Here is a 23,711-nt window from a genome sequence, read left to right as displayed (position 1 = left end):
CCCAGCTAAAACTTGTTTCATTCTTTTAGTGGCCGCGTGTTAGGGCCTGCTCTCCAGAATACCGACATCGGGCAATCCACCATCCGGACTTGCCCTAAGCGACTGACGCACGAACGGAGCAGCTTTCGATGTTAAAAATTGTCCGGCTAGCCTTAACGCGCCCTTACACGTTTATCGTGCTTGCGTTGCTGATCCTGTTGATCGGCCCGCTATCCGCACTGCGCACGCCGACCGATATCTTTCCCGACATCCGTATCCCCGTGATCAGCGTGGTGTGGAACTACGCGGGCCTGCAACCGGACGACATGGCCGGGCGCATCGTTACTTACTATGAGCGCACGCTCGGCACCACCGTCAACGACGTCCAGCACATCGAGTCGCAATCGTTCCGCGGTTACGGCATCGTCAAGATTTTCTTTCAACCGACCGTCGATATTCGCACCGCCACCGCACAGGTGACGTCGGTTTCGCAAACCGTCTTGAAGCAGATGCCGCCTGGCACGACGCCGCCGCAGATTCTCAACTACAACGCCTCCACCGTGCCGGTGCTGCAACTAGCGCTCACCAGCAACACGCTCGACGAACAGAAGCTCGCCGATTACGCCACTAACTTCATTCGCCCACAACTGCTGAGCGTGCCCGGCGTGGCGATTCCGACTGCGTACGGCGGCAAGACCCGTGAAGTGCAGATCGACCTCGACCCGCAAGCGCTGCAGGCGAAGAAGCTCTCCGCTCAGGATGTGGCCGACGCGCTGGCGCAACAGAACCAGATCATCCCCGCCGGCACCGAGAAGATCGGCCGCTTCGAATACAACATCAAGCTGAACAACAGCCCGCTCGCGCTGCAGGACCTGAACAACCTGCCGATCAAGACCGTGGACGGCGCAACCATCTACATTCGCGACGTCGCCCATGTGCGCGACGGCTATCCGCCGCAGACGAATATCGTGCGCGTGGACGGCCACCGTGCGGTGCTGATGAGCATCTTGAAGAACGGCTCGGCCTCGACGCTCGACATCATCGCGGGCGTGAAGGCGCAACTGCCGCGCATCGAGGAGACGCTGCCGCCCGGACTCAAACTCGTCACGATGGGCGATCAGTCGACCTTCGTGAAAGGCGCCGTCAGCGGCGTGGCGCGCGAAGGCATCATCGCCGCGGCGCTGACCTCGCTGATGATCCTGCTGTTCCTCGGTAGCTGGCGCTCGACGCTGATCATTGCGGCGTCGATTCCGCTTGCCGTGCTGGCAGCGATAGCCGGTCTCTCCGCGATGGGCGAAACGCTCAACGTGATGACGCTGGGCGGGCTCGCGCTGGCGGTCGGGATTCTGGTGGACGACGCCACGGTTACGATCGAAAACATCAACTGGCACCTCGAGCAAGGCAAGGACGTCAGGAGCGCGATCATGGACGGCGCCGCGCAAATCGTCGGGCCGGCCTTCGTCTCGCTGCTGTGTATCTGTATCGTGTTCGTGCCGATGCTGCTTTTGAACGGCATCGCCCGCTTCCTGTTCGTGCCGATGGCCGAGGCCGTGATCTTCGCGATGGTCGCCTCGTTCGTGCTGTCGCGCACCTTCGTGCCGATGCTCGCGCAGTACCTGCTGCGCCCGCATGCCTCGGGCGGTCATGCCTCCGGCGAACTGGCGGCCATGATGGAGTCGCACGACGGCCATCACCATGCGCCCCCTTCGCGCAATCCGCTGGTGCGGTTTCAGCGCGGCTTCGAACATCGTTTCGAACGCGTGCGCGGCATCTACCGCATCGTGCTCGGTCTCGCGTTGACGAACCGCAAGCGCTTCGTGACCGGCTTTCTGATCGTGGTGGGCGCCTCGTTCCTGCTCGCGCCGTGGCTTGGCCGTAACTTCTTTCCGGACATCGATTCGGGCGAAATCGCCATTCATGTCCGCGCGCCGATCGGCACGCGCATCGAAGACACCGCCGCCGAGTTCGACCATGTCGAGAACGCCGTGCGCCGGGTGGTGCCGCCCGATCAACTGGGCAGCATCATCGACAATATCGGTTTGCCCAATAGCGGTATCAATCTGACCTACAACAATAGCGGCACCACGGGCCCGCAAGACGGCGACATCATGATTTCGCTGAACGAAAATCATGCGCCCACCGCCGGTTACGTCAAGACCTTGCGCAAGCTGCTGCCGCGCGAATTCCCCGGCACGACCTTCTCGTTCCTGCCTGCCGATATCGTCAGTCAGATTCTGAACTTCGGCTCGCCCGCACCGATCGACCTGCAGGTGGCCGGGCCGAATCAGGACGCCAACCATCGCTATGCCAGCGAAGTGATGCGCCGTATGCGCCTGATCCCGGGCATTGCCGATACGCGCATCCAGCAGGCTTCGACGTATCCGCAGTTCACCGTCTCGGTGGACCGCTCGCGGGCGGATCAACTGGGCATCACCGAGCAGGACGTCACCAATTCGGTGGTGGCGAGTCTCTCCGGCACGAGCCAGGTGTCGCCGACCTACTGGCTCAATCCGCATAACGGCGTGTCGTATCCGATCGTCGCGCAAACGCCGCAATACCGGATGGAATCGCTCTCGGCACTGAACAACCTGCCTGTCACCGGCAAGGACGGCCAGTCGCAGATCCTCGGCGGCATCGCCACGATCGAGCGCGGGGTGGGCGACGTGGTCGTCTCGCACTACAACATCGAGCCGCTCTACGACGTGTTTGCGACCACTCAGGGGCGCGACCTCGGCGCGGTGGCCGCGGATGTCCAGCACATCCTGCACGCGACCGCCAAAGACGTGCCGAAGGGTTCGATCGTCACCTTGCGTGGCCAGGTAGAGACGATGAATAGCGCGTTCCTCGGACTCTCGCTCGGTCTCATCGGCGCGATCGTGCTGATCTACATGCTGATCGTCGTCAACTTCCACTCGTGGTCCGACGCCTTCGTGATCGTCACGGCCTTGCCGGCGGCACTCGCCGGAATCGTCTGGATGCTGTTCACCACGCATACGCCGCTCTCGGTGCCCGCGCTGACTGGCGCGATTCTCTGCATGGGCGTGGCCACCGCCAACAGCATTCTGGTGGTGAGCTTCGCCCGCGAACGGCTCGCGGTCACCGGCAATGCGCTCGTCGCCGCCATGGAAGCCGGCTTCACGCGCTTTCGCCCGGTACTGATGACCGCGCTCGCGATGATCATCGGCATGGCGCCGATGGCGCTCGGCCTCGGCGACGGCGGCGAGCAGAACGCACCGCTGGGCCGCGCCGTGATCGGCGGCCTGATCTGCGCGACCTTCGCCACCCTGCTGTTCGTACCGGTTGTGTTCAGCCTTGTGCACCGTCGCGATGCGGCGAAGCACCCTCCCGCCAAAGATAAAGATCACCCTACTTCCGAAACCGGAGTCATGCATGTCCACTGAGATCGAGATCAATTCGCCGAAGCGGCTGCGCCATCTGAAGCTGGTCGGCATCGTTGTGCTGCTCGCCGCCGCGGGCGTCGTGACAACCGGCATCTTCAGCCGCGTGCACGCCAAGCAGGAAATGACCACCTGGTCCGCCGAGCAGGCCGTGCCGACCGTGGTCGCCTATACCCCGAACCGCCAGGGCGCGACGCAATCGCTGATCCTGCCGGGTCATCTGTCCGCCTTCGTCAACGCGCCGATCTATGCCCGCGTGCCCGGCTATCTGCATGCGTGGTACGCCGATATCGGCACGCATGTGAAAGCCGGCCAGTTGCTCGGCCTGATCGACACGCCCGACCTCGACCAGCAGTTGGTGCAGGCCAAGGCCGATCTGCAGAATGCGCAGGCGAACGAAAAGCTCGCGGCGTCCACGGCCAAACGCTGGACCGAGATGCTCAAGCAGGACTCGGTGTCGCAGCAGGACACCGACGAAAAGACCAGCGACCTCGCCGCTAAACAAGCCACCGTGGCGGCCGCGCAGGCGAACGTCAACCGCCTCGAAGCGCTGGAGTCGTTCAAGCGGATCACCGCGCCGTTCGACGGTATCGTGACGGCGCGCAAGACCGATATCGGCGCGCTGATCGACGCGGGCGGCGGCGACGGTCATGAACTCTTCACGGTGTCCGACGCACGCCAGTTGCGGGTGTACGTCAGCGTGCCGCAAAGCGACGCAGCCGCCATCAAGCCGGGCATGACGGCGACGCTAACCGTGCCGGAACACCCGGGGATGAAGTTCGACGCGAAGCTCGTCGATACCGACGATTCGATCACGCCGTCTTCGGGCACCCTGCTCGTGCAACTGGCGGTCGACAATCAGAACGGCCTGCTGATTCCCGGCGAGTACACCGAAGTGCACTTCGCGATGCCGACCGATCCGCACTCGCTGCTGATTCCCGCCAGTTCGCTGATCTTCCGCCAGAGCGGCCTGCAAGTGGCGGTGGTCGGCAAGGACGATCACGCGGTCCTCAAGCCCGTCACCATCGCCACCGATCTGGGCACCCAGGTCGAAATCGGCTCGGGGCTCGACGCCAGCGACCGCGTGATCGACAACCCGCCCGACTCCATCGCCACCGGCGACGCGGTGCGGCTCTCCACCACTCACGCAGCGAGCGCGCCCGCCACCTCGCTGGCCGACCATCGCGAGGCGGAGCGCGCTCATGGTTGAGCTTAAGTTCAAGCGCACTGTTTGTGTGGCGCTGGCGGTCGCCGCGCTGTTTAGCGGCTGCTCGTTCGCGCCGACCTATCAGGTGCCGCCCACCGCCATTCCGACGGCCTTCAAGGAGAGCGGTGCGTGGCAACCGGCCAGGCCCGCCGATCAGGTGCCACGCGACGGCTGGTGGCAGGTGTATCGCGATCCGGTACTCGACAAACTCGAAGCGCAGGTGGCCACGGCCAACCCCGACGTCGCCGCAGCGGTGGCGCGTCACGACGAAGCCACCGCGTATCTGGCGCAGGCGCGCTCGGGCCTGTTCCCGACCATCGGCGCCGAGGCCGACGTGTCGAGCAACCGGCAATCCGAGAACCGGCCCTTGCGCGGTTCGAATCAACCCAACGTCTACGGCTCGAACACCGTGGACGTGGGGATCAGCTACGACCTCGATCTATGGGGCAAGGTGCGCAATGAAGTGAGCGCAGGCCGCGCGGCGGCCGAAGCGAGCGCGGCGGATCTTGCATCGGTGCGGCTTAGCCTGCAGGCGAGTCTTGCCGATGCCTACTTCAATTTGCGTGGACTTGACGAGCAGCAGCAGCTTCTCGCCGACACCATCAGCACCTACGAGCGCGCCTTGAAGCTGACGATGAGCCGCCACGCCGGCGGCATTGCTTCGGATCTCGATGTGTCGCGCGCACAGACCCAGCTCGCGTCGGCGCGGGCCTCGGCCGAGGACGTCAAGGCGCGCCGCGCCTTGTACGAGCATGCGATCGCCTCGCTCACCGGCGTGCCGGCCTCGTCGTTCGCGCTGGCGCCGTCGATCGGCCTTGCGTATCTGCCGTCGATTCCGACCGGCATGCCGTCCGAGCTACTGCAGCGGCGTCCCGACATCGCTGCCGCCGAACGGCGCGTAGCTGAAGCGAACGCGAAGATCGGCGTCGCCAAGGCAGCCCTCTTCCCTGACGTTTCGCTGGGACTCGATGGCGGCTTCCAGAGCGATACGCTATCGCCGTGGATCATGGCGCCCAATGAGATCTGGTCGATCGGCCCGAGCCTGGTGATGACCCTGTTCGACGGCGGCCGGCGCGAAGCGATGACCCAGGAGGCGCGCGCCAAGCTGGCGGAAAACGGCGCGAAGTATAAGGCTGCCGTGTTGCTGGCGTTCCAGCAGGTCGAGGACAATCTGGCGCAATTGCATCACCTCGGCGATGAAGCGACCCAGGAGAACGAGGCGCTCACCGACGCGCAACGCACCTTGAATCTCTCGATGTCGCGCTATCGTGATGGGGTGGTCAGCTATCTGGATGTGGTGACGGCGCAGACCACCGAACTGAATACGCAGATCCTTGCGTTGAATGTGAATACGCGGCGTTTGCTGGCTTCGGTGGGGTTGATCCAGGCGCTGGGTGGTGGGTGGTCGGTGGGTCAGGCGGCGGTGGCGGCTGCGGCGCCTGCGAAGCCGGTACAAGCTCAAGCGCAACCGGAGGTTGGGAGCAACAAGCTGGCCGATGCCAGCTAGCGTTTGCGCGAACTGCAGGGCGCTCAAGCGTCTTCAGTTCGCCGGACGGCCCCACGCTGCCACACACAACCCACGCGCTGCCTCATCAAACGAAAACGTCGCTGATCACTCCGGCGACGTTTTTCATCCAGCCCTGCGCTTATGCGCGCTGACGCTTAAAACTTGTGGCGCAGCCCCACCGCGACCACCGCCTGGCTATTGGTAGCCGAAGCCGCCAGCGAGTACACCGAAGCGTTACCCAGCACTGCCACGCCGTCAGCACCCGTCACGTGCTGATACACGCCTTCCAGGTAAACATCGGTGCGATGCGACAGCGCATAGTCGGCCTGCAGCATGAACTGGTTCCACTTCGGCGAAATGGCGCTGCCCGCCGTGCTGAAATGACCGTCCGTGTACGTGTAGGAACCGCCCAGCGAGAGGGCCGGCGTGAGCGCGTACTTCGCGTTCAGTTCATAGTTGTTGAAGGTCAGGAACTGGCCGTTGACCGTCGCATACGAACCGCCCTGCTGGATCTGATGCGGATCGTCGAGCATCGTGCGGGTGAAGACGAGGCCGACCGTAGCCGGCCCGAACACATAGCGGCCTGCCGCACCGAAGATGCGCTGGCGTGCGCCGGTCAGCGTGGCGTCGTTATCGCTGCTGCTCAGCGCGCCGCCCGTGTTGGTCGGGTCGTTCACGCCGCCCGGCTGGTTGGCCTGCAAATACGCCACCGCCAGGTTGAACGGACCACCGGCCCATTGCGCACCCAGGCTATACGCATTGTTGTTGCTGAAGCCACCCGCCGCATTGCTGAATGCGTACGCGCCGCCGAAGGTCACACCGTCATACGTCGCGCTGCGATACTTCACCGCATTGTTCATGCGGAAATCGTTGTTCAGGTTGTCGTTGTCGAACGGATGGTCGGCAATGTTGCCGCCGAAGCCCGAACCCGTTGCCGACAGCGGCGCCACGAAGTCGACCAGGAAGTCGTACTGGCGCCCCAAGGTCATCGTGCCGTACTGGTTGCTCGACAGACCCACCCATGCCTGCCGGCCGAACAGGTCGCCGCCGTTGCCGAGCTTGCCGTTGTCGACGTTAAAACCGTTCTCGAGATCGAACACCGCGCTTAGGCCGCCACCCAGATCTTCCTTGCCGCGCAGGCCCCAGCGGTCGGTACTGATGTTGCCGCTTTCCATCATCCAGTTATTGTGGCCGCCGCTGCCAGCCTTCTGGTTGCTGACATAGTCGATGCCGGTGTCGATCGTGCCGTACAACGTCACGCTGCTTTGTGCGTAAGCGGCCGTGGCGCACGTTCCCGCCAACGCGACCAGCGTCGTTACCAATACTTTATTCATGTCTGATTCCGGTGAGAGAAGCCGTTGATCGCGCATTGCCGCGCACGAAGCGCGCCGGCGATGCGCCGTCATCCCGCGTAGCGTGCGGGTGCCGACAATTTAGGAGCGGCCGATGACACAGACGTGATCAAAGCGGGTCGTTTAATGAAAGCTTTTTTAGGTTTGCGACACGATTCGGATAAGTTGGCGACGGCGCGCCGACAAGGGCGCATGGGTGATGGCGCCGTGACGATGATCGGCTCGCAGATGAATTTCTTTTCACTTTCATACCATCAATCCGCTATACCCGGTTGACTATCCTGTTCATCAACCAGGCAGCGAAGAACTTCCCTCTTCTCTCTCTTGCTTCGCGCTTCGGCCAATCAACCTGAAGTAAGCCAACCCGCATATGCTAAGGACAACCAACATGAAAACCCTGATGATCGCTATCGCCTTCGTGGGCGCTACGGCTACCGCTTCCGCCTTCGCACAATCCAGTCCGTCGACCACCCAGCAACCGGCTGCGGCCACGCAAATGGCGCAGAACTCGTCTGCAGCCGTGCAGCAGGACGGTCAATGGGTGCCGCCGGATGGCGAGGCGTCCGCTGGCAAGACGCGAGCCCAGGTCTACCAGGAACTGGTGCACGCCGAGCAGGACGGTGAACTCAACTACCTCAACTCGACGATCTACGCGCATTAAGGCCACGGCTGTCCAAGCCGTCCGATACCGCTAACACGTGTCCTGATGCAACCATGAAGAATCGCACCCTGCTCAAACGCGCCGCGCTCTACGCGCTCGCGGCCGCCACCGCCGGCCTGCTGTTATCCGGCTGCGCGGCGCCCGGCCCCGATGCCGCCAACGGCTGTGTCGGACCGCCGGGTTTCTGCCAGCCTTATTTCGGTTCTTGAACCATCGGCACAGCGGGGCAGTCTTGAGATTTCTCAAGACTGCCCCGCTGTTCGATCTATTAGCTCACAGCAATGGCAGCGTCAGTCTGATGTGCTCCGCGAATGCCGTAGTCAGATGGGAGGGACTCGCCCGCTCGAACTTTAGAGTAATGCCTATGGTGGGCAATGGCGGAAGCGCGGGATCGCCGTTCAGTATGTAGAGGTCCGGCGCGACGGCAGTCTGGGTGATGACGGCAAAGGCTTGCCCCGAGCGCACCAGAGCCGTGAGCCCGGCAAGACTGCTGCTCGCATAGGCAATGCGGTAAGCCCTACCCGCGCGTTGCAGCGCCTCACAGGCCGCAACGTGGTCGAGCGTGTCCGGATCGGAAAGCGCCAGCGGCAACGGGTCGTAGTGCGCGGAATCCAGTCCCGGATAGCCTACCCAGACCAGCGGTTCGCGGCGAATGATGTCGTCATCCGGAGCATCCTCCGGTAACGAGATCATGGCAAGGTCCAGCGCATGCATCTCCAGTTGTTCGAGCAAGCGCGGGGTCGGTGCGCAAATGACCTCCACCAGGGCATGCGGGTGCTGGCTCGAGAACTGACGCAATAAATGCGGCAGGAAAACGGCGGCGTAGTCGTCCGGGCAGCCGAAACGGATTGTCCCCGATAGCCCTTTACCGGAAAGATCGGCCATCGCCTCGTCGTGCAGTCGCAGAATGCGTTGGGCGTGGACCAACAGGCGTTCGCCGGGATTGGTCAGCACCACGCCACGCCCCGTGCGCTGGAACAGCGGCTGGGCGACGATTTCTTCCAGGCGCTTCATCTGCTGACTCAGCGCAGACTGGGTCCGGCCGATCCGGTTGGCCGCACGACTGAGCGCCCGGACTTCGGCGATGACGACAAACGAACGCAGCAGATCGATTTCGAGTGAAAGACTCAAGATATTAGGCTCGCTTCTAGCTTCCATAAGAACTATTCGTTTCCATGAAAGCAGAGAGCCACCTAGACTGCAAGTTATTCTCGCCACCCGCCAAGGAGAAGCAAGGTGTCCCAGAACAACGATGCAGTTTTCTGGCGCAACGCCAGGCAGCACCTGATCCGCTATGGCGGCACCTTCGAGCCGATGATCATCGAGCGCGCCCAGGGCTGCTTCGTCTATGACGCCGACGGCCGCGCGATCCTCGATTTCACCTCGGGGCAGATGAGCGCGGTGCTTGGGCACAGCCATCCGGAGATCGTATCGGTCATCAACGAATACGCCGGCAAGCTCGACCACCTCTTCAGCGGAATGCTGTCGCGACCGGTGGTCGATCTCGCGACCCGGTTGGCCGAGATCACGCCGGACGGGCTAGACCGGGCACTGTTGCTCAGCACCGGCGCGGAATCGAACGAGGCCGCCATTCGCATGGCGAAGCTGGTCACCGGCAAATATGAAATCGTTGGGTTTGCGCAGTCGTGGCACGGCATGACGGGGGGCGCAGCATCCGCAACCTATAGCGCCGGTCGCAAGGGCGTCGGTCCGGCCGCCGTCGGCTCCTTCGCGATCCCTGCCCCGTTCCTGTACCGGCCGCGCTTCGAGCGCAATGGCACATACGACTACCTGGCAGAGCTGGATTACGCCTTCGATCTTATCGATCGTCAGTCCAGTGGCAATCTGGCCGCATTCATTGCAGAGCCGATCCTCAGTTCCGGCGGGATCATCGAACTGCCGTCGGGCTACATGGCCGCACTGAAACGCAAATGCGAGGAACGCGGCATGCTGCTGATCCTCGACGAAGCGCAAACCGGGGTTGGGCGCACGGGTACGATGTTCGCCTGTCAGCACGACGGCGTCACGCCCGACATTCTCACGCTGTCGAAGACGCTCGGCGCCGGTTTGCCGCTCGCGGCCGTCGTGACCTCCGCGCAGATTGAGGAGCGGGCCCATGAATTGGGTTACCTGTTCTATACGACCCATGTGTCCGATCCACTTCCCGCCGCCGTCGGTCTGCGGGTGCTCGATGTGGTCGAGCGTGAGGGACTGGTCGCACGTGCGAACCTGATGGGCGAGCGGCTCAAACGCGGCCTGCTGGATCTGATGGAACGCTTTGAGTGCATCGGCGACATTCGCGGACGCGGGCTGCTGCTGGGTATGGAGATCGTCAAGGACCGCCAAACGAAAGAGCCGGCGGATGGGCTGGGTGCAAAGATCACCCGCGAATGCATGACCCTGGGGCTTAGCATGAACATCGTGCAGTTGCCCGGTATGGGCGGGGTCTTTCGGATCGCGCCTCCGTTGACCGTCCATGAGGATGAGATCGATTTGGGGCTTGATTTGCTCGGACAGGCGATTGAGCGTTCGCTGTAATCGTCTCGTGGTTCATTGAGGTGTGACGAACGGCCGTTCGATGGGCTGCACGGGCTGATCAAGCAGGCGCTCGAGTCGCAGCATGGCGACCAACTCGTCGCGAGTACGCAGATAGGCGGCCGGTTCGACGCGATAGATATCACGAAGGAGATCGAAGCCGTCGATAATGGGCAGGTCCCACCATAACTGACTGCGTTGGCCAAAGACCGCACCGATCCGGGCAACGTGAGCAATGCGATTGTCGAACGGTACGCGCCCCTCGATAACGACCTTACCGGCAGTGGGCCGCAGAATGCCTGAGAGGATGGTGGATCCTGCGCACTTGAAGTGGCGGTTGCCGCACCTGATCGTGTCGCGGCCTTGGTTCTTATCGGAACCAAGGCTAAGCATCGGCCCGATCCTGAAGACCACGCCTCCACCCTCGCAACGCTTCGGGAAAAGGGCTTGGAGGAAACTTGGCGTGCCCTTTGGGAGCCGCTGCTTTCAGAGAGCGCCGCCGGCCCGGCGATCCGTGAAGCAAGGCGAATTGCGCTTTGCCAGTCACCTCACGACATAGCGCGAGGCGTGAGCGTCTTCCACAGCCGGCTGAGTCGCGACCAGTTCCTTTGCACCAGGTGATAGCCGAGCATCGCTCATGAAGACCGGTTGAGCCATGCCGGCGGCACTAAGCCCGATCATATTGCGCAGTGAACGGTCCATCCGGCGTCGGTTTGATGGACGGTCACGCACCGTTGGGTGGCGGGGATATCTGGTTTCAAACGAGCCGCTAAGCGCAACGCGCCGGTGTGCGCCGGAAGACCAGCACCGCTTGGTTCTTGTAGAGGGTCTCGCTATCCGCTCGATACGAGAACTTATCAGCCAGTTTCAGTGATGCGATATTGTCGGCGGAAATGATGCAAACGGTGTCGGCGCCGGGCCAACGCACGTCGGCCCATCGCAGCGCGGCCGCGACTGCCTCCGTCGCATAACCCAGTCGTTGGGCGCAGCTCGCCAACATCCAGCCTATCTCCGGGGCGCGGTCAAAATCCTGGCTAATGCCGCGCATGTGTCGAACAAAGCCGACTTCTCCGACAAACTCTCCATTGCGCTTATCAGTAACGACCCAATGCCCGAAGCCAAGTGCAGCCCAATGGCCCATGCTTCGAAGCAATCTGGCCCAGATCTCTTCACGTGTAAGCGTGCAGCCGGTCACGTGCTGGACAACGTCCGGATCCGACCACATGCTGTAGATGGCTTCGAAGTCCTTCAGTTCAGGGGGGCGCATTACTAGGCGTTCTGTTTCGATGACTGTATCGGGGACGAACATATAGGCGTGAGGGGAATGTCGACAAACAACGGGTGGGGTGTTGCAGGAATATAACCGGCCAAATTTGTGCCGTGTGCCGACCAGAAGGTTGTCGCCGGCGGAATGGATGCAGGCCTACCCTGTCATCGCTCAACTTCGGTCGCTTGCAGAAGCCGAGTTTCTGGAGCGGACCAACCGGCAATCGCATTCAAGCTAAGAGCTGGTGGCGCTTGGCGTCTCTACTCAAATGTATTGACGCCCCGTGGCATTGATCGCCAATGAGAGCGCGCCAACCAGGATGAGACTCGATGCCCAGATCGCATCCAGATTGAACCAGCTCCGCGACACGAACTTCAATCCCAGGTAGCGGTAGACCAACCAGGCGAGGAGTCCGCCGACCACAATCATGGCGCTGGCATGGACGCAAGAGACAAGCAGCGCCATGCCCAGATTGGTGCCGATCAGGGCCTGCGCGGCTCGATGCCCTGGATCCATGTCGTAAGGCCGGCAAAGTCCGAGGTAGATCGGTACGAGCATGAGTCCGGCGCCGTGCGCAATAGCAACCGCGAAGGACCAGAGCGCAAGCCGCGACGGTGGGATGCGCGCGAGTACGCGCGGATGGCGTCTCCAGATCAACAGGAAGGCACCGAAGCCGATCACGAACACACTCGCACCGATCTCGATCTCGCGCTGCCAGGCGAGCAGGATCGCCAGCATGGCGAACGGCAGCATCACCACGAACATGGCCAACACGTGACCCGCCGCAAGACATAAGAGCGCTCCGAGGAGAGCCCGTGCCCGCCGCTCCATCAACCCGCTCGACACAGCAAGCGGCCATCCCATCGCCGGGTTGAGCCCGTGATAGAGACCGCTCGCCACCACGGCTAACCACAGGCCGCTCGGCGGCCAACCGCTCCCGATCAAGTCCCCACCGACGGATAGCAAAAGGAATCGGTCGAGCAGTCACCGCCTTCGAGGCGGATCTGGTGAGCCCGGTATCCGTCGGGAAACTCCACCCAGTAATCGTCGGCCAGCGCCAACCCGCCACCAGGTTCGACGTGAGCCATGACCTGTGCCGCAGGCACGCCTTCCGGGTAGAACTGGTCGTCCCAGGTCGAATAGAGCGAGTTGGTCCAATAGACACGCTTCCCGTCGCGGCTGATCTCGACCATCTGCGGACCGCCCCCGAAGGTCTTTCCGTTCGGGTGCGGGGTCCGCCGTATAACCCCACCGAGGTGAACCGATCCTGTGAGCTTCGGCTTCCGGGGTTCCGTCACGTCGTACTGGCGCAACTCCCCGGTTCCCCAACAGGCGACGTACAGGAATTTGTCGTCAATAGAGAGATCGATATCGGTGACGAGCGGCGGCACGGCACCGAATCCCTTAAGGATCCGCGGAAGCAGTTCCGCGTCTGCGGGCTCGGGCGGGATGGTCGCGGTCTTCTCGATGTGGAACTTCCCGCCCTCGCGCCACCAGGTCCAGATGGACCCTTCAAGGTTGGTCGTATCGACCACGACGCCAAGGAAGCCGTACTCCCGGAGGGGATCGTGGGCCGGCCGCACTTCGAGCGCCATCTGATGGTTCGCGCCGAGGTCGATCGTCTGCACGTTGCGCCTCGCCCGCAGGTCCCAGAAATGTATCTGGTGCCCGTACTTATTCGACAGAAGCTCCTCGGGGACGACCCCGTTCTCGAATTGCGGCGGCAACCCCCACTCGCTCGACACCATGTAGTTGCGCGGCAGGTTCCACCAGAAATCGTAATGTTTTTCCTGCGAGCCGCGGTCGATCTCCCAGCGGCCGAGGACTTCAAAAGTTTCGCAGTCCATGATAAAGATGCCCGGCGGTCCGTCCGTACCATCCTCTCCCCCGCCACCGAGCGTGCTGACGTAGATTCCTTCGGGCCCGCAATGAACCGTGTGCGGACGCGAGTAGCCGGTCTTGCGGAAGATCTCATCAGGTTCGACGATCTTGTGGATCCGCGCCTGGGTTGGATGCGGCTTGGTGTCCACGATGTAGATGCGTGACGAACGCAATCCGGGAATGATCAGATAGCGTCGTTCGAGGAAAGCGTGACCGGTCAGTGGCGACAGGGACGATGAGCAGGCATTCCAGCCGAAGTGATGGAATTCGTCCCCCTTGTTCGGCATCGGCACCGTGTGAACGATCTGGCTGTAGGTCGGCGAGCCGGGCCTCACGTCGATGACAGCGAGCGCGTCGGGCTGCGAGAAATCCGGGCTGAACAGCAATGTGTAGGCGAAGTCTTCCGGCGGCGCATCCATCGCCAGTTTCGGCGATGCGTGGAACGTTGGATCTGGGCGCATACCCATGACGGGAATCTCCTTGGTTATCTTCTGGTTCGGAGCGCAAGGCATCCGGATATTCATTCAATCCTTAACACGCCGGCGATCGAGGCACTTCTGATCTTTAAATAGTTATTCTTTGTTATTAAACTCACTCAGCCGAACACACGAAAACGATTTCTTTCTGTCTTGATTTTAATTTAACCGGCTTAAGCATCAAGCCAAACAAATAAACGTTGCGCACATACTATTTATCTCATATCGAACAGATCAATATGAGACGCTCTTCCTCTACATAGCATGATGCTCAACCGTGTAGCATCCCCGAGTCCTCCCGAGTCACCCAATAGAGGCCAGACTTATGGACGAAGACAGCGAACGGATATTTTCACAAAAAATTGCCCTGGTCAATGAGAAAGGCTAGCAAGAATAATAGGATTTATGCGTCACAGCTAATTTATGCATTGCAATTACTGCCCCGCTCTGAAAAACATGACAGGCGCCCGTTTATGCTGTTCAGCGCCAGATTACGGTCGCCAGGCTTACTGTCAAAAGGATGTTAATCCCGATACGGGTTTAACTTTACGTTTCATACGCGGTCAGTCTGAATTGTCGTGGCGTCGCGCCGACAAGCTTGCGCGCATCATTCTTCTGACAGCCACGGCGTCGTTATAGACTACTTGCCCGGCGATCTGCTTGACGGTCATTCGAGGCCGCCTGAAGCCGGAAAGCGGCAGAACAGGACGCCGCTATGGTGCCGCCGAGAGAATGTCCGGTGTTAGCGCGAGACTGGATGGATAGGTGCCGCTGAGGACAAGAATCGTGAAATCGTAGAATGGCTGAATACGCGTGAAAGGTGTCCGATTAGACACTCGGCTTCTCCGCACGCAGGCGCTCTAATGCAAGCTCCCGTACACAAATGAAGGGGCGCACTTGCCAAACATTCTCGTCAAGCTTCCCAAGGACTCTTTTCCTGCCCAGCACCGCGAGGCGCTGGTGCGCCTGCTCAGTCACGCTGCTGCAAGTGCAGAGCAGATTCCCGACGAGCCGAAAAAACGCTCTCTGTGCTGGGTCCTGGTCGACGAAGTCGCGCCGGGATTCTGGATGTGTGGAGGAATCGATGTGACGGCACAGGTTTTGCCGTGCATTGCGATGATTTACGTACCTGCTGGGGTGCTCGACGCAGCCGGCCGCGCCCGCTTCGTCAAGCTGGTCGATGATGCATTCAGGCAGGCGTTGCCCGCTACAGACCAACGCCGCCTCGCTACCTCGGTGATCGTGCACGATGTCGTGGAGGGTACATGGGGAGCAAACGGCGCGATCTGGCGCCTGCCAGATTTTGTGGACGCGGTTGGTTTCGCCCACTTGAAACCACTTCCTTGCGCTAGCTGACGCTACCTTACCGAGTTTCCGGCTAGATGACCGAGGTGTTCTCCGGTGCATAGTCGCTCGGCATCCTTTCGGCAACCCGTGGCACCAGCGTCGCCGCTCTCGCGCGGAAGGAGTTTGCCTTAAGGCCCTCGCAAGAAGAATGCATCCCTCGCGCCGCCCCCACTGGACCGCCAAGGCGAAAAGCGAAACATATGCTGATCGCCGGATCCACACATCCGAAAAGAACCGGCATCATCTTGCACCGGTTTAGATTTAAATATTTATGCAGGAATGCGAATCGGATACATCGTTCTACCTTCGCGATATGCAGGATACATTCATTTGCCCAGCATAAAACTCCAATTCATTTATCTGGCATGAAGCGCCCAGTACGGCGTCGTATGCCGTCGCTTTCACGTTGAAAAATCAGTCCGGAAAGACTATAAAACCCCTGCCCAAAACCTCCGCGAGCATCTTTCGTTGCTCGCATAAAAAAGTGTGACAAGGATCGATTTAATGCGTATGCATCAGAAATAAAACCCATCACCTCATAGAGGACAACGAAATGAAGAAAGAACGATCTGGAATCGTACTGCGGTCGGCCTTGGGTCTCACGTCGGCCGTCCTGTTGGTGTGGTCACCCTTCGATGCAGGGGCCGCCACAACCACACCGCCTTCAGCTTCATCGTTACTCGCCTCAGCCTCGCCATCCAGTAGCTGCCAAGCCGCGTGGAGTGCCAGTCAGACCTATACACAAGGCAACGTCGCGTCATTCGACGCAATCAACTACCAAGCCAACTGGTGGACCGAAAACCAGAATCCCGCCTCAAACAGCGGAGGCGCCGGTAGCGGCGAGCCGTGGACCGCTGTAGGCGCCTGCACGGGCACGTCAGGTCCATCAGGTCCTTCGGGTCCATCAGGTCCTTCGGGTCCTTCGGGTCCTTCGGGTCCTTCGGGTCCTTCGGGTTCCGGTACGGCCCCAACATTCGTTTATAGCCCGTACAAGGACGCAACGATCTCGATGAACTGGAACACCAACGTCATCTCGTCGAACGTCACCGGCACGATCAGCCCTGTGCTGTCGGTGCTGCCGAGCAATGTTCGTACGCTGACGCTCGCTTTCGCGACCGGTGAATGCGGCAGCGAGAACTGGGCTGGCGTCGATGGCGGCGCCCTGGCTGCTGCAAACGTGTCGCTGTTTACCGCGGCCAATGTCAACTACGTGATTTCCACCGGCGGCGCAGCAGGTTCGTTTACATGCGGCACGGATGCCGGCATGGCGGCGTTCATCAAACGTTATGCGTCGAATAACCTCATCGGAATCGATTTCGACATCGAGGGGGGACAAACGCAGCAGGTGATCAACGATCTGGTGCAACGCGTGGTGGTGGCCCAGCAGACCTATCCCAATCTACGTTTCAGCTTCACCCTCGCGACGCTTGCTCCGTCCCAGCCGGGATCGACCACGGCCACCTCTTTGGGCGCAAATGCACAGGACAGCTTCAACACCTATGGTGACTGGGTCATGCAGGCAATCCAGACGTACGGCCTCAAGAACTACACCATCGACCTGATGACGATGGACTACGGTTCGGCGGGTCCGGGCAACTGTGTGGTCGCGAATGGCGCCTGCGAGATGGGGCAATCGGCCGTTCAGGCGGCCATGAACCTGCACGATCACTGGGGAGTACCGTATAGCCAGATTGAACTGACTCCGATGATCGGCGGTAACGATGTGGCTGGCGAAACCTTCACGCCTGCGGATGCAAGTATCGCTGCCGCCTTTGTGCAACAGAATGGGCTCGCGGGCCTTCACTTCTGGTCGTTTGACCGTGACGTGGATTGTCCGCCCGGTGCCGCATCGTCGACGTGCAACTCGATCGGTGGCGTGGGCACGCTTGGCTATACGAACCAGTTCGCCAATGCCTTCGCGTCGGGTGCGTCTAGCGCGGTTCGAGCGCCCGCCGCGTCTCGGGCGGCCGGCAAGTGATGCGAGCACTTGTGAGAGCCCCTTACTGCTGAGGCCATAACGCATCACAGCGCATCACGGCAAGACCGGCCGTTTCAGACCTGAGTGATTCCGCTCAGATCTGAAACGGCCGACCGCTCGCCCCGGCCCTCAAGTCCACGCAGGCCAAGACCGGAACGCGCTTCCCTCATGCCTGGATTCGGCGTGACGGCCAACGGATCTCGACGCTAGACCTCTTCGGTGACGGCTATGTATTGCTGGCCGGCCCAAAGGCTTCGGTGCAGGTCTCGGGCCGTTCCTGCCTGAACCCGGATACACCCGTCGCGTATATCATCGGTAAGGATCTCGAATTCGTTGACGCCGAAGACAACTGGTACACACTGACGAGCCTGTCCGACGACGGCATGGTGACGGTACGGCCCGATGGATTTGTCCTGCGCCGCTCGGATGATGCGCCCCGCTACATCGCTGCATGATCGCCGGCACACGCCTGATCCCGATCAGCTCAGTCGAGCGCAGCCGACTGCACGAGCGCGCCGATACCGTCGATGGCTTTCATCAATTCTGCAGGTACTTCATGCCGCGCCCGGAGATAGTCCGTTGCGTTGTACGAGAGCCAGACCCGGCCGTCGCCGTCCTGCCAGACCAGCACCTTGAGAGGCAGATCGAGCGCGAGTGTCGGCACGGCTTGCATGAGCGGCGTCCCGGCTCGCGGATTACCGAACACGAGCAACTGCGACGGCAGCATCGCAAGTCCCGCGCGTTGCGCGTCCGCTGCAAAGTCGATGCGAGCGAACAAGACGATCTGCTTCGCCTCGATCAGTGAAGCGAGTTTGTCAGCGGCTTGCTCAACGGAGCGATTCGTGGGCACAGTAACGATGCCGTTATCAGCAGGATGAGGGAACATGGGTTTCTCCGAAGATCGTCACAACAAGAAACAAGGTGGGAACGATGGCTTTCAGAACGACATTAACCACATTTACCGTGAAGACGGGCATGGAAGTCAAGGCCGATGAGTGGTTGCGCGTACTGATCGAACGAAAAGCGGAATGCATCGAGACGCTGGATCGGGAACGGATGCACTTCGAAACCATTTTCAAATCCACGCGTGACGGACGTATGCGCTTATCGTGGTTCGATGTGCAGAGTCCAGGAGGCGCTCATGTAGGTACTTCTACGCTTGCCATCGACAAAATTCACATAGATTACTGGCAGCAATGTATCGACCGCGAGATTCCTCCTGAGACGTTTGAACATGTGGTGAGTTTTGTCCCCGCAGAGCTTGAAAACTTGATAAGACAAAGGGACGAATGACCGAAGCGTGGCAGCACAGTGCGTCGCGCCTGAATTCAACGACTACAGGTGCAAGCTGATCTGTGCCGCAAAGGCGCGAATCACCGCCTCGTTTCGTGACAGAAACATCCACTGGCCGACGCGGGTCGAAACCAACAGTCCCGCGTCGACCAGTGCCGCGACGTGCGCTGATACGGTCGATTGAGACAGCCCACTGCGCGCGTGAATGGCACTGGACGGCACCCCGCAACCAAGGTCGATGTGCCCTCGCACAAAGTACTTTTCCGGCGTCTTTAACCACCTCAAAATCTCGCGCCTGAAAGGGTTGGCGAGTGCCCTGTGAATTAAATTTTCGTCAACCATGGGGCGTGTGAAGCAATGATTGGGTTTGGGATCATGGCTGCCTCGACAATGACCTTGCAATGCTGCTGGCGATTTCTTCGCCAAGGTCCTCCTTGACGAGAGCCAGAGCCACCCGGATACCGTCACTTACACCACGCGACGAGTACAGGTTGCCATCTTTCAAGCAGCTTCGATTGCTGACGACGTGCACCAAGGGATACTCGCTGGACAGACGTTGCGAATCACGCCAATGCGTGGTCAACGAGCGATGGTCGGCGAGGCCGGCGCGCGCGATTAAAAAAGCCCCGTTGGACACCGACGCGAGCCTGCGCACCTTGCGTCCGGCATCGCTGAGCCAGTCCACCAGTTCGCCGTGCTCGCGCGCCGAGCTGACAGCCGGGGAACCTGGCACTACGACGATGTCGAGTAGACCAGGCACATCCAGCAGAGACTCCGTCGTGCCCACCGCCACGCCATTCGAACACGGAACGGGTCCCGGCCACGGCCCCACGAGATGCTGCTCGTAGAAGGTTGTGCCGCACAGACGGTTCGCTTCGTGGAAGACATCCATCGGGCCTGTCACTTCGAGCAGCCGAAATCCTGCGTACAGCATCATTGCGACATGCATGTGCTGTCACTCCGCGCGCGGACTGCGCACGAGCGTCGCGCATCTGTTGCGACTGCACCCGGTTAGTACCCGGTGCGAAGTATGGGTTTCTTTCAACATGATGAATCCGTCCTGGGTTATCGTCCCGCGTCCACTTGAGCAAAGTGTATTCAGCCGTCACGGGAGAGGGAACACACGGATGCCGCCATGCTGGGCCAATCAATGTCACATTTGGGCCAACGGCGCCGCTGCGGTAACGTCGTACGTTTGGTTGCGCTGGGTTCCGTGGGGTCCGCAGGAGGGTCAATGTCTCCTGAGCGCCGCTCGAGTCCGGTCTCATTACACAGACGCAAAAGACAATTACCGGTTAGTACGTCCCTGTTTTCGGGCCATTGCGGTAAGCTCGGGTACCGCTCGTCAATACAGGTTTGCAGGCTTGAGCCAGTCGTCCCGGTGAAGCCAAGCGAATCACCGGTATGGGAAACGGGCCTACTCACTCCTTGAAGGTCACGGCATGAAAGTCGCCATTGTTATATTCGATGGTGTGCAGGCGCTCGACGTTGCGGGCCCCCTCGACGTGTTTGCGGAAGCAAACACGATGCTTTCCGCACAGCAGAAATATGAAGTCTCTCTTGTGGGACCGCGGGCCGGCGCCGTGACCTGCTCGAACGGGATGCAACTTTCCGTGCCGTTTGGTTATGCAGATGTCGACACGCAATGGAACCTGCTCCTGGTCGCAGGCGGGCCTCAATTGCCCGACGCCCAACCATCAAGCGACTTTCTGACGTGGCTGCAAAATCAGGCACGAGACGCGACACGCTTCGGTTCCGTTTGCAATGGAGCCTTCGTGCTCGCTCATGCGGGACTGCTTGATGGCAAGGAAGTGACGACTCACTGGGCGGACGCAGACCGCCTCGCCCACGAATTTCCGCAGGCATCCGTGCAGCCCGACAAGATTTTCGTGCGTGACGGGCGCCTCTTCACCTCCGCAGGCGTGACGGCTGGAATCGATCTGTGCCTGTCGCTGGTGGCCGAGGACTGGGGGCACGAGCTGGCGGTGCGTGTCGCAAAACGCCTTGTCGTCTATATCCAGCGCGAAGGCGGCCAGTCCCAGTACAGCCCGTATATGGGAACAGGAAGGGACGAAGATCCGATTATCGGCAAAGTGCACCGCTATGTGACCGAGCATATAACCGATCCGCTATCGATCGAAGAACTCGCGAGCGCAGTTGCCGTGAGCCGGCGGACTTTCTCGAGAGTATTTTCCAAGCATGCCAAGGTGACACCATCCGTGTTTGTCGAGCAGGTGCGCGTCGACACCGCGAGAAAGTTGCTCGAAGACACCGATGCGCCGCTAAAGACCGTGGCATTCAAGTGCGGCTTTCGCAGTGCCACGCATATGCGCACGACTTTCTCCCGGCGCCTGGAGGTAACACCGAAACAGTATCGGCAACGCTTTCGCGGCGAAGCAGGCAAGCAGGTCTCGCTTCAAGGAGTGGCTCACCTGTGATTGACCCTGATACTCTTCAATCTCTTCCTGACATCATCGCACCGCATCTGCCACTCATATTTTGCGGAATCAATCCAGGCATCCGTGCGGCATCCACAGGTCATCACTTTGCGGGCAGAGGCAATCGGTTCTGGCGGGTCGTGCATCTCGCAGGTTTTACTCCCGAGCAGATTCGTCCCGAGGACGACCGCACGCTCCTTCGCTATGGTTGCGGTCTCACAACGGTGGTCCAGCGACCAACAGCGCAGGCCGCCGAACTGTCGCGAGCCGAGCTTGAACTGGCCGGGGATGCTTTCCGGCGCAAGATCGAGCATTACGCCCCGCGGCACATTGTCTTCCTTGGGAAGATGGCGGTCTCGGCGATCTCCGGCACACGCGATATCCATTGGGGCCTGCAGGCCAAGCCCTTCGGCGGCGCAAGGGCATGGGTCGTACCCAATCCAAGTGGACTGAATCGGGCATTCGACCTCGATGCGCTGGTGGCCGCCTACCGGGAAGTTCGCATTGCAGTAGCGTCCACGCCCTGAAGGTGCGGGTTGTTGCGTAGTGTCTCGGTCACGAATTCCACGAAGGCGCGAATCTTGCCGCTGGTGCTGCGCCGCTCCACATGAAGCAGGCTCACCGGGGTCGACTCGGGTTCGAATGCAGTCAGGACAGGTTGGAGCCGGCCATCGGCTACCTCAGGGGCCGCCTGGTACGACAGCAACTGCGTTATCCCCACACCGTCGACAGCGGCAAGAATAGCAGCGGGACCCAGATCGACAATCATCCGCGGCTGAAGTCTCACAGGCAATCTTGAACCGTTCTCGTTGAACACCCATTCAAGCGGAAGCGAAACGCCAGTGAAGGACACACAGCGATGCTGGGTCAGATCTTTGGGGTGAAGCGGCTCCCCATGCGCGGTGAGATAAGAGGGAGCCGCGTACGTTCGACGCCGCACGAATCCTAGCGGAATGGCGAATGTCGACGAATCTCCGAGATGACCGATCCGGATGGCAATATCCACCCCCTCCTCTAGCAGCCGCGTGGTTCGATCGACGTACACAGCATTGATGCTGACGTCTGGATAACGCAGCGCGAAGGCGTTGACCAGCGGAGCAACATATCGCTGGCCAAACAGGACCGGTGCAGAAACGGTCAACGTCCCCACGGGATTGAGTTGATCGACCGCCAGGTTTGCTTCCGCATCCGTAATGGTGTCCAACACCTTCCGGCAGGCTTCGAGGTAGGCCATGCCTGCATCAGTCGGCCGAACCGTTCGAGTCGTCCGGGCGAGCAGATGTGTGCCGAGGCGGGATTCCAGCGAATTGACCGCCCGCGAGACCGCGGCGGCCGACATTCCCGCTTTCTCTGCCGCGCCAGTAAAACTGCCTCGCTCGACGATGGCGACGAAAATCTCCATCTCACGCAATTTGTCCATTCCGCCTCCCGCGCTGATCACCGTATCCACACGCCGAGATTCTAAGCGTTGTGATCCGATCAGAGAAACTCGTGCTATCGGCCTGAAAAAGACTTTTTCAGGCCGCGATGGTTATCAGCCCCCCTCACCGCCGCCTGGCAAAATTCTTCAATTCATTGGCCCAATACCAACCAGCACAGACTCCAATTAATTGGGCCTATCCTGGACAATCACTACACGTCGTACAGCCAACCAAACGAAAGAGGTGCCTATGTTTACCGCAATGCTTGAAGTGAAGCCCATACCCGAACAGTTCGACGCCTATCTCGGCATGGCCAGGATGCTGCGCCCCGAACTCGAGAAGATCGACGGGTTTATCGACAACAACCGCTATGCAAGTCTCACACGCGAGGGATGGCTTCTTTCGCTGTCGAGCTGGCGCGACGAGAAGTCGCTCATACGCTGGCGCAGCCAGGAGACGCACCACAAGATCATGCAAGCTGCGCGTGACCGGGTGTTTTCCGACTATCGCCTGCGCATTGGCCAGACCGTCAGCGATAGCAAACTGCCCGCGGGACAGGTCTTGCGCGAGCAGCGCCTGGATGTCACCGAGACGGGTCAAGGCAAGGCGGTGACGCTGCATGATGGGAAACTCTCGCCGGACTGGGTCAAGCAAAGTAGCGCAGAAGGGGTGGCGAAATCGCTTGGCGTAGATACGAGCGCGCCCGGCCTCGTTTCCTGGGACGTATTCGACGCACTGATGGCGCCGGGCGACGTGATCGCGGTGGTGACGTGGCGCGACCATGCGGCAGCTGAAGCGTTCGAACGCAATGCGCCGGCTGCGGATATTTTGCGCTTGCGCAATATCCGCATCATCCGGGAATACGGAATGTTCGACCGCCGGGAAGCACCGCAGTACTTTAAAGCAGCGCAACCGAAGGCGTAAGCCTGCCGCATTGCGCTATCGGTGTTGGAGGATGTGCCGTTCTGTTT

Annotated in this window: 22 protein-coding genes and 2 pseudogenes; 14 read left to right on the top strand and 10 right to left on the bottom strand. The window is 60.7% G+C overall.

Features of this window, described 5'->3' with window-relative positions; all coding sequences use genetic code 11:
- The first annotated feature begins 128 nt into the window (after positions 1-128).
- From BLQ92_RS17975 to BLQ92_RS17965, 3 genes are read left to right on the top strand one after another with little or no spacing between them, the layout of a single operon-like run.
- Entirely contained in the window at positions 129-3,380 is a 3,252-nt protein-coding gene (locus tag BLQ92_RS17975) for an efflux RND transporter permease subunit (RefSeq protein ID WP_090685880.1), read from the top strand.
- A complete protein-coding gene (locus BLQ92_RS17970) occupies positions 3,370-4,587 on the top strand; it encodes an efflux RND transporter periplasmic adaptor subunit (protein WP_090685879.1) in 1,218 nt (405 codons plus the stop codon). The genes BLQ92_RS17975 and BLQ92_RS17970 overlap by 11 nt, the downstream gene beginning before the upstream one ends.
- Positions 4,580-6,091: an efflux transporter outer membrane subunit gene (locus BLQ92_RS17965; protein WP_090685878.1), complete on the top strand. Its 1,512-nt coding sequence runs from the start codon at positions 4,580-4,582 to the stop codon at positions 6,089-6,091. The genes BLQ92_RS17970 and BLQ92_RS17965 overlap by 8 nt, the downstream gene beginning before the upstream one ends.
- Positions 6,092-6,246: 155 nt before the next feature.
- Here BLQ92_RS17965 and BLQ92_RS17960 read toward each other — a convergent pair whose 3' ends face one another.
- Positions 6,247-7,425, bottom strand: coding sequence for a porin (locus BLQ92_RS17960; protein ID WP_090685877.1), 1,179 nt, complete (start codon positions 7,423-7,425; stop codon positions 6,247-6,249).
- A gap of 123 nt (positions 7,426-7,548) precedes the next feature.
- Here BLQ92_RS17960 and BLQ92_RS40425 point away from each other — a divergent pair, with 123 nt between their 5' ends.
- The 3 genes from BLQ92_RS40425 (at position 7,549) to BLQ92_RS40055 (ending at position 8,313) form a co-directional block, all read left to right on the top strand.
- Entirely contained in the window at positions 7,549-7,719 is a 171-nt protein-coding gene (locus tag BLQ92_RS40425; protein WP_218133042.1) for a hypothetical protein, read from the top strand.
- A 112-nt stretch (positions 7,720-7,831) separates the two neighbouring features.
- Positions 7,832-8,104: a DUF4148 domain-containing protein gene (locus BLQ92_RS17955; RefSeq protein WP_090685876.1), complete on the top strand. Its 273-nt coding sequence runs from the start codon at positions 7,832-7,834 to the stop codon at positions 8,102-8,104.
- A gap of 53 nt (positions 8,105-8,157) precedes the next feature.
- Positions 8,158-8,313 carry a hypothetical protein gene (locus BLQ92_RS40055; protein WP_175772753.1) on the top strand — a complete coding sequence of 52 codons (156 nt, stop codon included), beginning with the start codon at positions 8,158-8,160 and terminating at the stop codon, positions 8,311-8,313.
- Positions 8,314-8,377: 64 nt separating this feature from the next.
- Here the strand turns inward: BLQ92_RS40055 and BLQ92_RS17950 are convergent, their stop codons facing one another.
- Positions 8,378-9,262: a LysR family transcriptional regulator gene (locus BLQ92_RS17950; protein WP_175772754.1), complete on the bottom strand. Its 885-nt coding sequence runs from the start codon at positions 9,260-9,262 to the stop codon at positions 8,378-8,380.
- Between the two features lie 78 nt (positions 9,263-9,340).
- On the opposite strand from BLQ92_RS17950, the gene BLQ92_RS17945 reads away from it, so the two are divergent.
- Positions 9,341-10,642 (top strand): aspartate aminotransferase family protein, encoded by a 1,302-nt coding sequence (locus tag BLQ92_RS17945; protein WP_090685875.1) that lies wholly within the window; start codon positions 9,341-9,343, stop codon positions 10,640-10,642.
- Positions 10,643-10,681: 39 nt separating this feature from the next.
- On the opposite strand, the pseudogene BLQ92_RS17940 reads toward BLQ92_RS17945, so the two are convergent.
- From BLQ92_RS17940 to BLQ92_RS17925, 4 genes and pseudogenes are all read right to left on the bottom strand, one after another.
- A pseudogene (locus BLQ92_RS17940) lies at positions 10,682-10,948 on the bottom strand (ABC transporter); the annotation flags it as partial.
- A gap of 460 nt (positions 10,949-11,408) precedes the next feature.
- Positions 11,409-11,906: a GNAT family N-acetyltransferase gene (locus tag BLQ92_RS17935; protein ID WP_244106399.1), complete on the bottom strand. Its 498-nt coding sequence runs from the start codon at positions 11,904-11,906 to the stop codon at positions 11,409-11,411.
- Positions 11,907-12,170: 264 nt separating this feature from the next.
- Entirely contained in the window at positions 12,171-12,851 is a 681-nt protein-coding gene (locus tag BLQ92_RS17930; protein ID WP_090685873.1) for a hypothetical protein, read from the bottom strand.
- Positions 12,848-14,254 (bottom strand): selenium-binding protein SBP56-related protein, encoded by a 1,407-nt coding sequence (locus BLQ92_RS17925; protein WP_090685872.1) that lies wholly within the window; start codon positions 14,252-14,254, stop codon positions 12,848-12,850. Before BLQ92_RS17925 ends, BLQ92_RS17930 begins: the two co-directional genes overlap by 4 nt.
- Before the next feature lie 906 nt (positions 14,255-15,160).
- On the opposite strand from BLQ92_RS17925, the gene BLQ92_RS17920 reads away from it, so the two are divergent.
- The 3 genes and pseudogenes from BLQ92_RS17920 to BLQ92_RS17910 form a co-directional block, all read left to right on the top strand.
- The gene (locus BLQ92_RS17920) at positions 15,161-15,619 is read left to right on the top strand and encodes a tautomerase (RefSeq protein ID WP_090685871.1); all 459 of its coding nucleotides are present in this window, start codon (positions 15,161-15,163) and stop codon (positions 15,617-15,619) included.
- 1,000 nt (positions 15,620-16,619) lie between these two features.
- Positions 16,620-17,588 (top strand): glycoside hydrolase family 18 protein, encoded by a 969-nt coding sequence (locus BLQ92_RS40050; protein WP_244106400.1) that lies wholly within the window; start codon positions 16,620-16,622, stop codon positions 17,586-17,588.
- Positions 17,589-17,746: 158 nt separating this feature from the next.
- Positions 17,747-18,043 (top strand): annotated as a pseudogene (locus BLQ92_RS17910) (aromatic-ring hydroxylase C-terminal domain-containing protein); the annotation flags it as partial.
- A 29-nt stretch (positions 18,044-18,072) separates the two neighbouring features.
- On the opposite strand, the gene BLQ92_RS17905 reads toward BLQ92_RS17910, so the two are convergent.
- A complete protein-coding gene (locus BLQ92_RS17905; protein ID WP_090685868.1) occupies positions 18,073-18,474 on the bottom strand; it encodes a DUF302 domain-containing protein in 402 nt (133 codons plus the stop codon).
- Between the two features lie 44 nt (positions 18,475-18,518).
- Between BLQ92_RS17905 and BLQ92_RS17900 the strand changes: the two genes are divergently transcribed.
- Positions 18,519-18,881 carry a DUF6176 family protein gene (locus BLQ92_RS17900; RefSeq protein WP_090685867.1) on the top strand — a complete coding sequence of 121 codons (363 nt, stop codon included), beginning with the start codon at positions 18,519-18,521 and terminating at the stop codon, positions 18,879-18,881.
- A gap of 42 nt (positions 18,882-18,923) precedes the next feature.
- Here the strand turns inward: BLQ92_RS17900 and BLQ92_RS17895 are convergent, their stop codons facing one another.
- Both BLQ92_RS17895 and BLQ92_RS17890 read right to left on the bottom strand, forming a co-directional pair.
- Complete coding sequence (locus BLQ92_RS17895; RefSeq protein WP_090685866.1) at positions 18,924-19,223, bottom strand: ArsR/SmtB family transcription factor; 300 nt, start codon at positions 19,221-19,223, stop codon at positions 18,924-18,926.
- Positions 19,224-19,254: 31 nt separating this feature from the next.
- A complete protein-coding gene (locus BLQ92_RS17890) occupies positions 19,255-19,830 on the bottom strand; it encodes an AraC family transcriptional regulator (RefSeq protein WP_090685865.1) in 576 nt (191 codons plus the stop codon).
- Positions 19,831-20,323: 493 nt separating this feature from the next.
- Between BLQ92_RS17890 and BLQ92_RS17885 the strand changes: the two genes are divergently transcribed.
- Together BLQ92_RS17885 and mug are read left to right on the top strand one after the other, a co-directional pair.
- Positions 20,324-21,319: a GlxA family transcriptional regulator gene (locus BLQ92_RS17885; protein WP_090685864.1), complete on the top strand. Its 996-nt coding sequence runs from the start codon at positions 20,324-20,326 to the stop codon at positions 21,317-21,319.
- Complete coding sequence (gene mug / locus BLQ92_RS17880) at positions 21,316-21,846, top strand: G/U mismatch-specific DNA glycosylase (RefSeq protein WP_090685863.1); 531 nt, start codon at positions 21,316-21,318, stop codon at positions 21,844-21,846. Before BLQ92_RS17885 ends, mug begins: the two co-directional genes overlap by 4 nt.
- Here the strand turns inward: mug and BLQ92_RS17875 are convergent.
- Positions 21,807-22,739 (bottom strand): LysR family transcriptional regulator, encoded by a 933-nt coding sequence (locus tag BLQ92_RS17875; protein WP_090685862.1) that lies wholly within the window; start codon positions 22,737-22,739, stop codon positions 21,807-21,809. The genes mug and BLQ92_RS17875 overlap by 40 nt on opposite strands.
- A gap of 250 nt (positions 22,740-22,989) precedes the next feature.
- On the opposite strand from BLQ92_RS17875, the gene BLQ92_RS17870 reads away from it, so the two are divergent.
- Complete coding sequence (locus tag BLQ92_RS17870) at positions 22,990-23,664, top strand: antibiotic biosynthesis monooxygenase family protein (protein ID WP_090685861.1); 675 nt, start codon at positions 22,990-22,992, stop codon at positions 23,662-23,664.
- Positions 23,665-23,711 lie beyond the last annotated feature (47 nt).

Origin of the sequence: Paraburkholderia phenazinium (assembly GCF_900100735.1) — a bacterium.
Lineage (GTDB): Bacteria > Pseudomonadota > Gammaproteobacteria > Burkholderiales > Burkholderiaceae > Paraburkholderia > Paraburkholderia phenazinia.
The sequence above is the reverse complement of the archived record's forward strand: the minus strand, read 5'-3'. Positions and strand labels throughout refer to the sequence as shown.

What these genes read in the sequence shown, in the direction of transcription:
- BLQ92_RS17905 (WP_090685868.1), bottom strand. Translation starts at nt 18,474, where the DNA reads ATGTTCCCTCATCCTGCTGATAACGGCATCGTTACTGTGCCCACGAAT.
- BLQ92_RS17900 (WP_090685867.1), top strand. Translation starts at nt 18,519, where the DNA reads ATGGCTTTCAGAACGACATTAACCACATTTACCGTGAAGACGGGCATG.
- BLQ92_RS40050 (WP_244106400.1), top strand. Translation starts at nt 16,620, where the DNA reads ATGAACTGGAACACCAACGTCATCTCGTCGAACGTCACCGGCACGATC.
- BLQ92_RS17925 (WP_090685872.1), bottom strand. Translation starts at nt 14,254, where the DNA reads ATGGGTATGCGCCCAGATCCAACGTTCCACGCATCGCCGAAACTGGCG.
- BLQ92_RS17935 (WP_244106399.1), bottom strand. Translation starts at nt 11,906, where the DNA reads ATGCGCCCCCCTGAACTGAAGGACTTCGAAGCCATCTACAGCATGTGG.
- BLQ92_RS17870 (WP_090685861.1), top strand. Translation starts at nt 22,990, where the DNA reads ATGTTTACCGCAATGCTTGAAGTGAAGCCCATACCCGAACAGTTCGAC.
- BLQ92_RS17890 (WP_090685865.1), bottom strand. Translation starts at nt 19,830, where the DNA reads ATGCATGTCGCAATGATGCTGTACGCAGGATTTCGGCTGCTCGAAGTG.
- BLQ92_RS17875 (WP_090685862.1), bottom strand. Translation starts at nt 22,739, where the DNA reads ATGGACAAATTGCGTGAGATGGAGATTTTCGTCGCCATCGTCGAGCGA.
- BLQ92_RS40055 (WP_175772753.1), top strand. Translation starts at nt 8,158, where the DNA reads ATGAAGAATCGCACCCTGCTCAAACGCGCCGCGCTCTACGCGCTCGCG.
- BLQ92_RS17950 (WP_175772754.1), bottom strand. Translation starts at nt 9,262, where the DNA reads ATGGAAGCTAGAAGCGAGCCTAATATCTTGAGTCTTTCACTCGAAATC.
- BLQ92_RS17975 (WP_090685880.1), top strand. Translation starts at nt 129, where the DNA reads ATGTTAAAAATTGTCCGGCTAGCCTTAACGCGCCCTTACACGTTTATC.
- BLQ92_RS17895 (WP_090685866.1), bottom strand. Translation starts at nt 19,223, where the DNA reads ATGGTTGACGAAAATTTAATTCACAGGGCACTCGCCAACCCTTTCAGG.
- BLQ92_RS17970 (WP_090685879.1), top strand. Translation starts at nt 3,370, where the DNA reads ATGTCCACTGAGATCGAGATCAATTCGCCGAAGCGGCTGCGCCATCTG.
- BLQ92_RS17960 (WP_090685877.1), bottom strand. Translation starts at nt 7,425, where the DNA reads ATGAATAAAGTATTGGTAACGACGCTGGTCGCGTTGGCGGGAACGTGC.
- BLQ92_RS17885 (WP_090685864.1), top strand. Translation starts at nt 20,324, where the DNA reads ATGAAAGTCGCCATTGTTATATTCGATGGTGTGCAGGCGCTCGACGTT.
- BLQ92_RS17955 (WP_090685876.1), top strand. Translation starts at nt 7,832, where the DNA reads ATGAAAACCCTGATGATCGCTATCGCCTTCGTGGGCGCTACGGCTACC.
- BLQ92_RS17965 (WP_090685878.1), top strand. Translation starts at nt 4,580, where the DNA reads ATGGTTGAGCTTAAGTTCAAGCGCACTGTTTGTGTGGCGCTGGCGGTC.